The sequence below is a fragment of the Rhodococcus sp. 15-2388-1-1a genome (genome assembly GCF_002259145.1).
Taxonomy (GTDB): Bacteria; Actinomycetota; Actinomycetes; order Mycobacteriales; family Mycobacteriaceae; genus Rhodococcoides.
Genome location: NZ_NPFP01000021.1, coordinates 144,567 through 157,762, shown reverse-complemented (window position 1 = coordinate 157,762; position 13,196 = coordinate 144,567). Strand labels below are relative to the sequence as shown.

The window sequence follows — 13,196 nt, the reverse complement described above, 5'->3', positions numbered from 1 at the left end:
CCCCACTTCTCCCCACCCGAGCCCCACTGGAGGGTCGAGATCTGCGTTCGTTCACCACGCCCGATGCCGAGGTGCTGGTCAGGCGGCTTCAACGATGGACTCCAGCGCTGTCGCTCCCGAATCGAACCGGCGATGTCGCCCGCGGCGTCGCGGCCGGCGACGCCGATCTTGTGCACGCTGAGCTGCATGAATGTCATTTCGGTCAAAGTTTTCCGGCCATGGATGGTTCGAAGTGGGGGAGAGTGGGGTAAAGTGGTCCGCAGCGGAGAGTCGAGGCTGGAGGTGGCGAGTGTTTCTCGGTACCTACACGCCGAAGCTCGACGACAAAGGTCGACTCACGTTGCCGGCCAAGTTTCGGGACGCGCTTGCAGGAGGAGTCATGGTGAGCAAGGGGCAGGATTTCAGCCTCGCTGTCTACACCGCGGCGGACTTCGCAGAGCGCTCACGGAAATTGACGGCGGCTTCTCGTGCCAACCCCAAAGCCCGTGCCTACGTTCGTCAGTTCTTTTCGGGAACCGACGAACAGCGGCCGGACGGACAGGGTCGTATCACCATCAGTCCCGAGCATCGCCGCTATGCGGGGCTCGAACGAAACTGCGTGGTGATCGGTTCGATGGACTTCATCGAAATCTGGAACGACGAAGCGTGGGCGCGCTACTCCGCTGAGAACGAGCAGGATTTCTCCGACGCTTTCGACGAGTCCCTCGGAGGGATCTTGTAGCCCCAACCAGGTCGCCTGCGAGTGCAGCGAGGCCTCTGCCCGATCAGAACCCTGACGTTCTTCCCCAACGCCAGGTTTCGCAGATCAGGACCCTGACGTTCTTCCCCAACGCCAGGTTCCCTATCGGACAGGGACCTCGATGCATTCGCATCGGCTTCGGTGGGCGACCCGCACGGCCCGGACCCGGGCGAGAAGTACGTACGCGCGACCGGGAGGAACCATGACGGAGGGCACCGGACCGGACGACAACGAGTCGTCCGCCGACCGAACCCACCGTCGATCCGCAGGCCCGGTCCACGTTCCGGTTCGACTCGAACGAGCCGACGAATTGCTCGGACCCGCACTCGAATCCACCGGCGACACCCGAGTCATGATCGACGCAACCCTCGGACTCGGCGGTCACGCCGAGCACTTCCTGCGGACCTATCCGCACCTGCATCTCATCGGACTCGACCGGGACCCCGACGCGCTCGAGCTGGCCGGAGCCCGGTTGGCTCCGTTCGCCGACCGAATCACGTTGGTGCACACGACCTACGACGGCATCGCCGACGCGCTCGACGAGGCAGGCCTGCCTGCGGTCGATTCCGTTCACGCCATCCTGTTCGACCTCGGAGTGTCGTCCATGCAGTTGGACGAGTCCGATCGCGGATTCGCGTACTCCGTCGACGCCCCACTGGACATGCGAATGAATCCGACCGTGGGAATCACCGCCGCAGACGTGCTCAACACGTACTCGCACGGCGACATCGCCCGGGTTCTCAGCACCTACGGCGAGGAACGATTCGCCGGCAAGATCGCCTCGGCTGTACTGCGTCGACGAGAGCACACGCCCTTCACCACGAGCGGCCCGTTGGTCGAATTGCTCTATGCCGCAATTCCGGCCGCGACGCGGCGCACCGGCGGACACCCTGCCAAGCGCACCTTCCAAGCACTGCGCATCGAGGTCAACGGTGAACTGGATTCGTTGAAGGCGGCGGTCCCTGCCGGGCTCGACGCGTTGGCTGTCGGCGGCCGGGTGGTCTTCATGTCGTATCAATCGCTCGAAGATCGAGTTGTCAAGCAGGAGTTGGCACCTCGGATCAAGTCGCGCAGTCCCGAGGGGCTGCCGGTCGAGCTACCCGGAATGGGTCCGGAGTTTCGGCTCCTGACCAGAGGTGCCGAGCGTGCCTCGGATGCAGAAATCGACGTCAACCCACGTTCGGCTCCGGTGAGATTGCGCGCCGCCGAACGGATTGCAAGGAGAGCGGAATGACGGTTCCAGGCACAACCGTTGGAACACAACGCAATCGGGTTCCAGCGCCGCGGCACGAACGTACGGGTAAGGGCGGTGGACGATCCGGTGCTGCACTGCGCGCATACGAGCGCAGGCAACAGCGCGCGTCGATCCACACCTCGGATTCTGCGCGTGGATCCGGAACCGGTGCGCGGCCTTCGTTGAACGGGAGCGCTATTGCAGCGCGAATTCCGTTCGTCGCCTTGATCATCGGCCTGCTCGCCATCGGTCTCGGTCTGACGTTGCTGCTGACCACTCGGTCCGCGGGCGACTCCTACGATCTCAGCGCCGCCAAGGCCGTCAATGCCGAACTGGCTCAGCAGCGGGCGTCGCTGCAGCGTGATGTCGAGTTGGCGGAGTCGGCTCCGGAGTTGGCGCGCAAGGCCGCCGAGCTCGGAATGGTCCCGGTGAAGAACTCTGCGCATCTCATCGTCGCGCCGGACGGCGGCGTCCAGGTCGTCGGTACCCCGGCTCCGGCCGACGGTGCACCGGTGGCACCACTCGATCCGGTAACGTCCGCGGCCGCAGGCGAGGGCACCGTCGCGAATCCGAGCACACAGTCACAGCAGCAACAGACGCCGAGAAGCGCCTCGCAGCCCAATCGGACGTCGGGAACGATCGACACCCGTGCCGCCACGCCGAATACAAGCAATGGAGCTGGAAACACCGCGCTTGCTGAACAATTGGTTCCCATGAGCATCCCCTCGCTCGAAACACCTGCGGTCGAAGCCCCCGAGCCCACCGGCGAAGCATCGGGTGACGGGCAGTGACCAGGCCTTCGCCTGCTCCACGCCGTCGGCCGCCGAGCCGAAAGCGTCTCGACTCGTCCACCTTTCGGTTTCGCCACGGCACCGGCCGCGTTCTGATGTACATGGCGCTCGCCGTCGCGGCGGCCCAGTTGCTGTGGATTCAGGGATTCGACGCGCCGAGGTTGTCGGCCGAGTCGGCGTCCCAACGCACCACCACGCTCGTCGATCCGGCGATGCGTGGATCCATCCTGGACCGGAACGGCAACCCGATCGCCTTCACGATGGAGGCCAAAGCGCTGACGTTCCAACCGGTTCGGGTTCGCAAGGAACTCGACGAGGCCCGGGCGAAGGACCCGACCGAACCGGAGACGGATCAGTACCTCGAGGACATCGCCGCGCGCATCCACAGCGACCTCGGCGATGTGATCAGCGAGAAGGACCTGCTCGCGAAGCTGAAGAGCAACGACGAGTTCACCTACCTCGCCCGCGGGGTGGACGCCACCGTGGCGTCGAAGATCAGCAAGGATTTCAAGCAGGTAGGACTCGAGCGTCAGGACATCCGTGAGTACCCGGGCGGATCGCTGGCCGGGAACATCGTCGGTGCCACCGGATGGGACGGACACGGTCTGCTCGGTCTGGAGGATTCGCTCGACGCGACCCTGGCCGGAACCGACGGTTCGCAGACCTACGACCGCGGATCCGACGGTGCCGTCATTCCCGGAAGCTGGCGGGACAAGCAGCCGGCCGTGAACGGTTCGAGCGTCGAACTGACCATCGATGCAGATCTGCAGTACTACGTGCAGCAGCAGGTGCAGCTGGCGAAGGACCTGTCGGGAGCGAAGAACGCCTCGGCGTACGTGCAGGATTCGCACACCGGCGAGGTGCTCGCCATGTCGAACGACAACACCTTCAACCCCGGTATCGGGGTCGGCAACAACGAGCGCACCAAGGAAATGGGCAATCTGTCCGTCACCACGCCGTTCGAACCCGGTTCGGTGAACAAGATCATCACCGCGGCCGCAGCCATCGAGTACGGACTCACCACACCCGACGAGGTGCTGCAGGTACCGGGCAGCATCTTCATGTCCGGCGTGTCGGTCAAGGATGCGTGGGACCACGGCGTCGCGCCGTACACGTCGACCGGTGTGTTCGGTAAGTCGTCGAACGTCGGCACCCTCATGCTGGCGCAGCGCGTCGGGGAGGATCGCTACGCAGACATGCTCACCAGGTTCGGCCTCGGCCAACGCAGCGACGTCGGTCTGCCCGGCGAGAGCGCGGGAAACGTACCGAGCCGTGATCAGTGGTCGGGCGGCACGTTCGCCAACCTCCCCATCGGTCAGGGACTGTCCATGACGCTGTTGCAGATGACCGGGATGTACCAGGCCATCGCCAACGACGGAGTCCGCATCCCGCCGCGGATCGTCGAAGCGACGGTGGACGCCAACGGTCAGCGAACCGAGACCCAGCAGCCCGACGGTGTGTACGTGGTCAGTCCCGATACCGCGAAGACGGTCCGGAACATGTTCCGATCCGTCACCCAGGACGACACCGGAAATCAGCGCGGTACCGGAGTCGCTGCGGGCGTCGAGGGTTACCAGATCAGTGGCAAGACAGGTACGGCTCAGCAGGTCGACCCCGAGTGCAAGTGCTACTCGAACTCGAACTACTGGATCACTTTCGCCGGTATCGCGCCCGCGGACGATCCCCGCTACGTGATCGGAATCATGCTCGACGCCCCGACGCGCAGCGCGGACGGTTCGGGCGGTCAGTCGGCAGCACCGCTGTTCCACAACATCGCCAGCTGGATGCTGCAGCGGGACAGCGTGCCGATGTCCGCCGACCCCGGACCCAAGCTGGTTCTGCAGGCGGACTGAGATTCCGACCCGCCGGTTCGGGAGTCGGGGCGGCGACATGACTGTCCCGGACGCCGGTAATCTGACACATCGGCTCGTCCGTGTTCGTTCGGCTGTCGCCGCGGCGTGATCGAGCCGCGGCAGGCGCGCGGCCGGCAGTAGAGAGGAAGGGAGCAGGAGTGACTGTGTCATCGGATTCACAACCGGCTCCGGGTTCACGTCCGGCGCATCCACCACACACCGAAGTTCGGGAGGTGGCGTCCGCGGTCGGTGCAACGATCGGCGAGGGCGACCCCGCCGGTGTGAGCGTGACCGGTATCGATCTGCGAGCACAGTCCGTTCTTCCCGGCGATCTCTTCGCAGCACTGCCCGGATCTTCTCGACACGGTGCCGAGTTCGTCGCCGACGCGATCGAGCGTGGTGCGGTGGCGGTGTTCACCGACCCGGCCGGACTCGAGATCGTGCGGGGAGCGCTCGCAGGCACGGATCGACAGCTTCCGGTGCTCGTGCACGAACGTCCGCGCCAGGTGTTGGGGGCGATCTCCGCTCTGGTGTACGGCAACCCGTCGTCGAAGATGACCGTCATCGGTATCACCGGTACGTCGGGAAAGACGACGACGTCGTATCTGCTCGAAGCCGGCCTGACCGCTGCCGGTCGTCGGTGCGGTCTGATCGGGACCATCGAGACACGTGTTCTCGGCCGGCACGTACCGAGCGCGCTCACCACTCCCGAGGCTCCGCAACTGCACGCGCTCTTCGCCGTCATGGTGGAGGAGGGTGTCGACACGGTGGTGATGGAGGTGTCCTCGCACGCGTTGTCCCTCGGCCGGGTCGACGGCACCCGTTTCGCGATCGGTGCGTTCACCAATCTTTCGCAGGACCACCTCGATTTCCACGATTCTCTCGAGGACTACTTCTCGGCCAAGAGTCGCCTGTTCGCGGCCGACTCGGCGGTTCGTGCCGACACCGCTGTCGTCTGTGTCGACGACGCGTGGGGCGTGCGGATGGCAGACATCGCTCGATCGGCCGGGTCCACCGTGGTGACCGCGTCGACCGGTGCCGAGTCGCAGTGGACGGTCTCGGACTGGGCCAAGCACGACGACGGCACGCAGTCGTTCACCGTCGCCGATCCGCAGGGGGCTTCGCTTCCGGTCTCGGTCCGGTTGCCGGGTCGCTACAACGTCGCCAACACCGTCCTCGCGTTGGCGACCTGCGCTGCGGCCGGGGCCGATGTGCGCAGCGCTGTGGCCGGGGTCGCGACGGTCGACGTGCCGGGTCGCGTGCAACGGATCGATCGTGGACAGAACTTCCTCGCGGTGGTCGACTACGCGCACAAGCCTGCGGCCGTCGAGGCCGTGCTGGCGACGCTGCGCGAATCCTCGCGCGGACGGATAGCGGTTGTGCTCGGAGCAGGTGGCGACCGCGACACTGCGAAGCGTCCGCTGATGGGCGCTGCTGGAGCGCGCGGTGCCGAGCTGCTGCTGGTGACGGACGACAACCCGCGCAGCGAGGATCCGGCCGCCATTCGGCAGGCCGTCGAGGACGGCGCGCTGTCGGTGCCCGACGAGGCCCGCGGTGAAGTACGGAACGTGGCAGGCCGCGCAGCGGCGATCGAGCAGGCCGTGGCGTGGGCACGTGAAGGGGATGTTGTGTTGATCGCAGGTAAAGGGCACGAGACCGGCCAAGAGGTAGCGGGTGTGAAGCATCCGTTCGACGACCGAGTGGTACTGGCCTCGGCCATCGATGCGCGTCGGGTCGGCACGAGCGCGGGCGTACGGTGATCCCACTCTCGATCGACCGCATCGCCGAGATCGTCGGAGGCACGGTGCACGACGTGCCGGATCCGACCGTCGTGGTGCCGGGGCCGATGGAGTTCGACTCCCGCAAGGTGACCCCCGGCAGTATCTTCCTCGCCCTCCCCGGAGCGAAGGTGGACGGTCACGACCACGCCGCCGACGCGGTTGCCGCCGGTGCGGCCCTGGTGCTGGCCGCGCGTCCGGTGGGTGTACCGGCCGTGGTCGTGCACCCGGTTCCGCACGACAGTCGTGCGATGGCGCTCGAGAACGACCCCGACGGCTCCGGTTCGGCAGTGTTGACCGCACTGGGCGCTCTGGCCCGGGCTTCGGTGCTCGAGTTGACCGCCGGACACGGCCTGACCGTCGTCGGCGTGACGGGATCCTCGGGGAAGACCTCCACCAAGGATCTGATCTCTGCGGTTCTCGAGCCCCTGGGCTCGGTGGTGGCACCGCCCGGATCGTTCAACAACGAATTGGGACATCCGTGGACGGCGCTGCGAGCCGATGCCGAGACCGATTTCCTCTGTCTCGAGTTGTCCGCCAGGGGAATCGGCCACATCGCCGAACTCGCCACGCTCGCACCGCCCAGGATCGGGGTGGTCCTCAACGTCGGCACCGCGCACCTGGGCGAGTTCGGCTCGCGCGCGGCCATCGCACTGGCGAAGGGCGAACTGGTCGAAGCACTGCCGAGTGCTGCCGCCGGGGGAGTGGCGATTCTCAACATCGATGACCGGCTCGTCGCCGAGATGGCCACCCGCACAACGGCATCCGTCGTCACGGTGGGACGCAACGCAGATGCCGACATCAGGGCGCTCGACGTGCAGGTCGACACCGACGCCCGGGCGTCGTTCACGCTCGAATGCGCAGCGGGTTCGGTACCGATCACGCTGGCGGTGCACGGTGAGCATCAGGTCGGCAACGCCCTCGCGGCAGCGGCCGTCGCACTCGAGTGTGGAGCAACGCTGACGCAGGTTGCTCAGGCGCTCGGGACGGCCGCACCGACGTCGATCAGGCGGATGGACGTGCGCACCCGCGCCGACGGCGTCACCGTCGTCAACGATTCGTACAACGCCAACCCCGATTCGATGCGCGCTGCACTCAAGGCGCTGGTGTCGATGTCGCGTCGCGACGACGGACCGAAACGCCGCAGCTGGGCGGTGCTGGGGGAGATGGGCGAACTGGGTTCGGACTCGGTGGTCGAGCACGACGCGATCGGCCGGCTCGCCGTCCGCCTCGACGTCGATCGTCTGATCATCGTCGACTCGGGACGTCCTACTCGTGCGCTGCATCAGGGTGCAGTCATGGAAGGTTCGTGGGGCGAGGAATCGATGCTGGTGCCCGACCGTGAATCGGCGATCGAAGTGCTGCAGGAGGAGGTGCGTCCCGGCGACATCGTGCTGGTGAAGGCCTCGCAGTCCGGGGCGATGTGGACCGTCGCAGACGCTCTGCTGGCCGATGCCTCCGGTGTCGCTGCGGAGGGTGAGCAGTGAGGCAGATCCTGTTCGCCGGAGGCATCGCACTCGCGGTCGCGATTCTGCTGACCCCGGTCCTGATCAAGACCTTCTCGAAACAGGGCTTCGGCCAGGAGATCCGGGTGGAGGGCCCGGCGAGTCACCAGTCCAAGCGGGGCACACCGACAATGGGCGGCGTCGCGATTCTGGTCGGCATCTGGGCCGGGTACTGGGGCTCGCATCTGATCGGCATCGGCTACGACGCGGACGGTCCTTCGGCCTCGGCCCTGCTCGTTCTCGGCCTGACCACGGTGCTCGGTCTCGTCGGATTTCTCGACGACTTCATCAAGATCCGCAAGCAGCGCAACCTGGGTCTGAACGCCACCGGCAAGTACGTCGGTCAGATAACGGCGGCCGTGCTGTTCGCGATCCTGGTGTTGCAGTTCCGCAGCGAGAGCGGGCTCACTCCGGGCAGCACCCAACTGTCGTACGTTCGCGACATCGCCACGTGGTCGATGTCCGCGGTGGTCTTCGTGTTCTTCGTCTGCCTGCTCGTGATCGCGTGGTCCAACTCGGTCAACCTCACCGACGGACTCGACGGCCTCGCCGCCGGGTCGATGACGCTGGTGCTCGGTGCTTACACCGTCATCACTTTCTGGCAGTACCGCCAGGCGTGTGCTGGGCCCGCCGGTCCTGCCCCCGGCTGCTACGACGTCCGAGATCCCCTCGACCTGGCTCTGGTCTGCGCCTCGGCAGCGGGAGCCTGCATCGGCTTCCTGTGGTGGAACGCCGCGCCGGCCAAGATCTTCATGGGCGACACCGGATCACTGGCCCTCGGCGGTCTGATCGCAGGCCTGTCGGTGGTGACCAAGACCGAGCTGATCATGGTGGTCATCGGTGCACTGTTCGTCGCCGAGGCCGCGTCGGTCGTCATCCAGGTCGCGGTGTTCCGGTCCAGTCGCCGACGCGTGTTCCGCATGGCACCGTTCCATCATCACTTCGAGTTGGCCGGATGGGCCGAGACGACGGTGATCATCCGGTTCTGGTTGTTGGCCGCCATCGCGTCGGCCGTCGGACTCGCTCTGTTCTACAGCGAGTACCTCGCTGCTGTCGGCGGATAGAGCATGGACGATCGTGTGCACGACTCTCGGACCGACCTGACCTGGTTGCGTGGCAGTGCGGTGCTGGTGACCGGTGCCCGCATCTCGGGACTCGCCGTCGTGCGACCACTGCTCGATCTCGGTGCCGTCGTCACGGTCACCGACTCCAATCGTGCCGCGCTGGACGAGGCGTCGAACTCCGGTGCTGCGGTGGTGCTGCAGGACGACCTGCTCGCCGATCCAGCGGCGCTCGCAGCGTTTTCGCTCGTCGTCACCAGTCCAGGGTTTCGACCCGACTCTCCGGTGTTGGCCGCTGCCACGAAGCAGGGCATTCCGGTGTGGGGCGATGTCGAGTTGTCCTGGCACGTGGACCGAGTCGAGCTGTACGGACCCCGAACCCGCTGGCTGGTCGTCACCGGCACCAACGGAAAGACGACCACCACCTCGATGCTGGCGTCGATACTCGACGCCGCAGGCATCGAGTCGGTCGCCTGCGGCAACATCGGACTCCCCATCGCCGACGCGTTGCGCGGCACCCCACATCCGAGTGTGCTGGCGGTGGAGTTGTCGTCGTTCCAGTTGTTCTGGGCTCCGTCGGTGCGTCCGGCGGCGGGCGTGGTGCTCAACATCGCCGAGGACCATCTCGATTGGCACGGCGGTATGGACGGGTACGTCCAGGCCAAGGCTCGTGCGTTGAGCGGCGATGTCGCGGTGGTCGGTCTCGACGACTCGAGGGCGGCGGGCCTGGCGGCCGGGTCTGCGGCGGCGACCGTCGTCGGTTTCCGTTTGGGTGAGCCGGCCTCGGGTGAGCTGGGAGTGCGGGCGGGGATGCTCGTGGACAACGCCTTCGGGGAGGACGTCGATCTTCTCGCTGCGGACGACGTGGAGCCGAGCGGCCCGTCCGGCGTCTTCGATGCGCTCGCTGCAGGCGCGCTGGCTCGTTCGATCGGAGTGGAGGCCGGAGCTGTTCGGGTGGGGCTGCAGACCTACCGAGTGGGACCGCATCGTGCTGCGGTGGTGCGCGAGCTCGGCGGGGTGACGTTCATCGACGATTCGAAGGCAACGAACCCGCACGCTGCCCGCTCCTCGATTTCTGCGCACGATCGCGTCGTGTGGATCGCGGGTGGGCTGTTGAAGGGTGCGGTGATCGACGATCTGGTGGTCGAGATCGCCGATCGGCTCGTGGCCGCGGTCGTTCTCGGGCGCGATGGGATGCAGATCGCAGAGGCTTTGGCGCGACACGCGCCCGATGTTCCGGTCGTCAGGCTCCCTTCGGGAGACGATGCTGGTGTGACTCATGGTGCTGAAGATGCTGATGCGGTGATGCGGGCGGTCGTGGCCCATGCGGCCGAACTCGCCGCGCCGGGGGATACGGTCCTGCTGGCCCCGGCCGCCGCGTCACTGGACATGTTCGTCGACTACGGCCACCGCGGCCGCAGCTTCGCCGAGTCGGTCCAGCGCCTCGATGCCACCGACATCGGATCGCCGCGATCGTGACCGCCGGTCATCCGCCGCGTCCGCCTCGCCGCACCGCCGCTCCGCGCACCCGAATCGGCCTGTGGTTCGGCAGGCCGCTCGCGTCCTTCCACCTCATCGTCACGATCGCAGTACTGCTCACGGTGTTGGGCCTGGTGATGGTGCTGTCGGCGTCGTCCGCCGAATCCTTCGCAGCCGACGAGTCCGGGTACGCGCTGTTCACACAGCAGCTGATCGGTGTCGCGCTGGGAGTCGTGGCGTTCTACGTCGCTCTCCGGCTGCCGGTTCGGTACCTCAGGAAGCTGTCGTTTCCGCTGTTCCTGGTCTCGATCACCATGTTGATGCTGGTGCTCATTCCCGGTATCGGTGCCGAACGTCAAGGTGCGCGCCGCTGGTTCGACTTCGGCGTCGTGTCCTTCCAGCCGTCCGAGCTGGCCAAGGTCGCGCTGGTTCTGTGGGGCGCGCACCTGCTGGCCTCGCGTCGCAGCGAGCACGGCAACATCAAGTCGCTGCTGGTGCCGCTGCTTCCTGCGGGTCTGCTGATGTGTCTGCTCGTCGTGCTCCAGCCGAACCTCAGTACTGCCATCGCCCTCGGCATCATCCTGGTGGCGCTGCTGTGGTTCGCCGGCCTCAACGCTCGGCTGTTCGGTGCGGTGCTGATGACCGGTCTGGCGCTGGCAACCGTGCTCGCGTTCACCGCCGGTTACCGATCCAATCGCGTCAAGGCCTGGCTGAATCCGGGTGAGGACACCCAGGGCCTGTCGTATCAGTCGACCCAGGCGAAATACTCACTGGCCGACGGCGGAATGTTCGGTCGCGGACTCGGGCAGAGCCGCGCGAAGTGGAGTTACCTGCCCAACGCGCACAACGATTTCATCTTCGCCATCATCGGCGAGGAACTCGGGATGATCGGCTGCCTCGCAGTCATCGGATTGTTCGGTCTCTTCGTCTACACCGGCCTGCGTATCGCCATGCGTTCGGTCGATCCGTTCCTGCGCCTGCTGACCGCAGGTGCTACGTGCTGGGTGTTCGGCCAGGCCATGATCAACATCGGCTACGTCGTCGGGCTGCTGCCGGTGACCGGCCTACAGCTGCCGCTGGTCTCCTACGGTGGCACCTCGACCGCGTTCACGCTGTTGATGTTCGGCATCATCGCGAGCGCCGCCCGGCACGAACCGGAGGCGATCGCAGCCCTGCACGCGGGGCAGGAAGGCCGTATCGCGCGAGCCCTGAAGCTGCCGCTGCCCGCCGTGTTCTCGCCCAAGCGAGCCGCGATGGCACGGTCGAAGTCCACTCGCCCCACGCTGGCGGCGCAGGATCGCAAGCGTCTCGAGTCCCGTAAGGGCCAGGGCAAGGACGGTCGCGCAGCGAGGGCAGCCGAGCCCGGTCGCGCAGCGAGGGCAGCCGAGCCCGGTCGCACCCGCACTCGAGTCTCCAGCTCACGGACCGACACGATGGCGCCCACATCGGCTGCGTACCGGGGCGATTCGTCCCGCGGCAACCCCCGTCGTGGCGAGCCCGTCCGGCGAGAGCCCGCCGCCGGATCCCGATCGGCATACCGTCCGCGGCCGGAACCACAACCCGGTCGCCCGCCCGTCCGCTCGGGTGAGCGAGGATATCGACGGTGAAGCAGACATCTCGACCGATTTCCGTGGTGGTTGCCGGGGGCGGAACGGCCGGGCACATCGAGCCCGCGCTCGCTGTGGCCGATGCCTTGCGTGTCCTCGACCCCACCGTGACCGTGACCGCTCTCGGCAGTAGCCGTGGTCTGGAGACGACGCTCGTCCCGGCTCGCGGGTACGCGCTCGAACTCATTCCACCCGTTCCGCTGCCCCGTAAGCCCACCGTCGACCTGCTCAAGTTGCCGCTGCGCGTCGTGCGATCGGTGCGCCGCACCCGAGAGATCTTTGCGGCCGTCGAGGCCGACGTACTCGTCGGATTCGGCGGCTATGTCGCGTTGCCTGCCTATCTCGCTGCCCGCGGTCGCCTGTTCGGCCGCGGCGGCCGAATTCCCGTGGTGATCCACGAGGCCAACGCGCGAGCGGGCATCGCCAACAAGGTCGGTGCCCGGTCGGCCCAGCGGGTGCTCGCCGCGGTCGCGGGCTCGGGTATCGCCGCACGCGGTGCCGTCGACGCGGATGTGATCGGAATTCCCGTGCGTCCCACCATCACCGAACTCGACCGGGCCGCGGTTCGCGCGGAAGCTCGTGCGCACTTCGGTCTGCCCGAGAAAGGCCGGGTGCTGCTGGTGTTCGGCGGCTCGCAGGGGGCCCGATCGCTCAACGATGCGGTGTCCGGAGCCGCGGCGGCCCTCGCCGACGCCGGCATCTCGGTTCTGCACGCTCACGGTCCCAAGAACTCGCTCGACGTCGAGCAGCGCAATCCGGACGCGCCGTACGTCGCGCGTCCGTACATCGACCGAATGGATCTGGCGTATGCGGCCGCGGACCTCGCGATCTGCCGGTCCGGTGCGATGACGGTCGCCGAGGTTTCCGCGACCGGGTTGCCTGCCGTCTACGTACCCCTGCCGCACGGCAACGGCGAGCAGGAACTCAATGCCCGTCCGGTGGTCGACGCCGGAGGTGGCATCCTGGTATCCGATGCGACACTGACCGAGCAGTACGTGTGCGAGACGGTGGTCGCGCTGCTGGCCGACACCGAACGAATTGCCACCATGTCTCGTGCCGCCGCCGGTGCCGGGCACAAGGGCGCAGCAGCTGCCGTCGCGCAGATCGTGCTCGACACCGCGCACGCGGCGCGGCGCTGAGCTCGGCGGC

Annotated in this window: 11 protein-coding genes; 10 read left to right on the top strand and 1 reads right to left on the bottom strand. The window is 66.8% G+C overall.

Going from position 1 to position 13,196, the window contains the following annotated elements; all coding sequences use genetic code 11:
* Nucleotides 1-197: hypothetical protein (locus tag CH302_RS14555; protein ID WP_141216655.1), on the bottom strand; the 197-nt coding region annotated here is incomplete at its 3' end.
* A gap of 92 nt (nt 198-289) precedes the next feature.
* On the opposite strand from CH302_RS14555, the gene mraZ reads away from it, so the two are divergent.
* From mraZ to murG, 10 genes are all read left to right on the top strand, one after another.
* Complete coding sequence (gene mraZ, locus CH302_RS14550; RefSeq protein WP_027497352.1) at nt 290-721, top strand: division/cell wall cluster transcriptional repressor MraZ; 432 nt, start codon at nt 290-292, stop codon at nt 719-721.
* A gap of 220 nt (nt 722-941) precedes the next feature.
* Nucleotides 942-1,973: a 16S rRNA (cytosine(1402)-N(4))-methyltransferase RsmH gene (gene rsmH, locus CH302_RS14545; RefSeq protein ID WP_037192814.1), complete on the top strand. Its 1,032-nt coding sequence runs from the start codon at nt 942-944 to the stop codon at nt 1,971-1,973.
* Nucleotides 1,970-2,764 (top strand): hypothetical protein, encoded by a 795-nt coding sequence (locus tag CH302_RS14540; protein WP_371828449.1) that lies wholly within the window; start codon nt 1,970-1,972, stop codon nt 2,762-2,764. The genes rsmH and CH302_RS14540 overlap by 4 nt, the downstream gene beginning before the upstream one ends.
* Nucleotides 2,761-4,617, top strand: a complete 1,857-nt coding sequence (locus tag CH302_RS14535; RefSeq protein WP_037192812.1) for a peptidoglycan D,D-transpeptidase FtsI family protein — start codon at nt 2,761-2,763, stop codon at nt 4,615-4,617. The genes CH302_RS14540 and CH302_RS14535 overlap by 4 nt, the downstream gene beginning before the upstream one ends.
* A gap of 158 nt (nt 4,618-4,775) precedes the next feature.
* On the top strand, nt 4,776-6,377 hold the full coding sequence (locus CH302_RS14530; RefSeq protein ID WP_037192810.1) for a UDP-N-acetylmuramoyl-L-alanyl-D-glutamate--2,6-diaminopimelate ligase: 1,602 nt from the start codon (nt 4,776-4,778) through the stop codon (nt 6,375-6,377).
* Entirely contained in the window at nt 6,374-7,882 is a 1,509-nt protein-coding gene (locus tag CH302_RS14525) for a UDP-N-acetylmuramoyl-tripeptide--D-alanyl-D-alanine ligase (RefSeq protein ID WP_037192808.1), read from the top strand. The genes CH302_RS14530 and CH302_RS14525 overlap by 4 nt, the downstream gene beginning before the upstream one ends.
* Entirely contained in the window at nt 7,879-8,964 is a 1,086-nt protein-coding gene (gene mraY / locus CH302_RS14520; protein WP_032394385.1) for a phospho-N-acetylmuramoyl-pentapeptide-transferase, read from the top strand. Before CH302_RS14525 ends, mraY begins: the two co-directional genes overlap by 4 nt.
* 3 nt (nt 8,965-8,967) lie before the next feature.
* Nucleotides 8,968-10,440 carry a UDP-N-acetylmuramoyl-L-alanine--D-glutamate ligase gene (murD, locus tag CH302_RS14515; protein ID WP_037192807.1) on the top strand — a complete coding sequence of 491 codons (1,473 nt, stop codon included), beginning with the start codon at nt 8,968-8,970 and terminating at the stop codon, nt 10,438-10,440.
* Entirely contained in the window at nt 10,437-12,047 is a 1,611-nt protein-coding gene (ftsW, locus tag CH302_RS14510; RefSeq protein ID WP_094649963.1) for a putative lipid II flippase FtsW, read from the top strand. The genes murD and ftsW overlap by 4 nt, the downstream gene beginning before the upstream one ends.
* Nucleotides 12,044-13,186 (top strand): undecaprenyldiphospho-muramoylpentapeptide beta-N-acetylglucosaminyltransferase, encoded by a 1,143-nt coding sequence (murG, locus tag CH302_RS14505; protein ID WP_217903120.1) that lies wholly within the window; start codon nt 12,044-12,046, stop codon nt 13,184-13,186. Before ftsW ends, murG begins: the two co-directional genes overlap by 4 nt.
* The last annotated feature ends 10 nt before the right edge of the window (nt 13,187-13,196 follow it).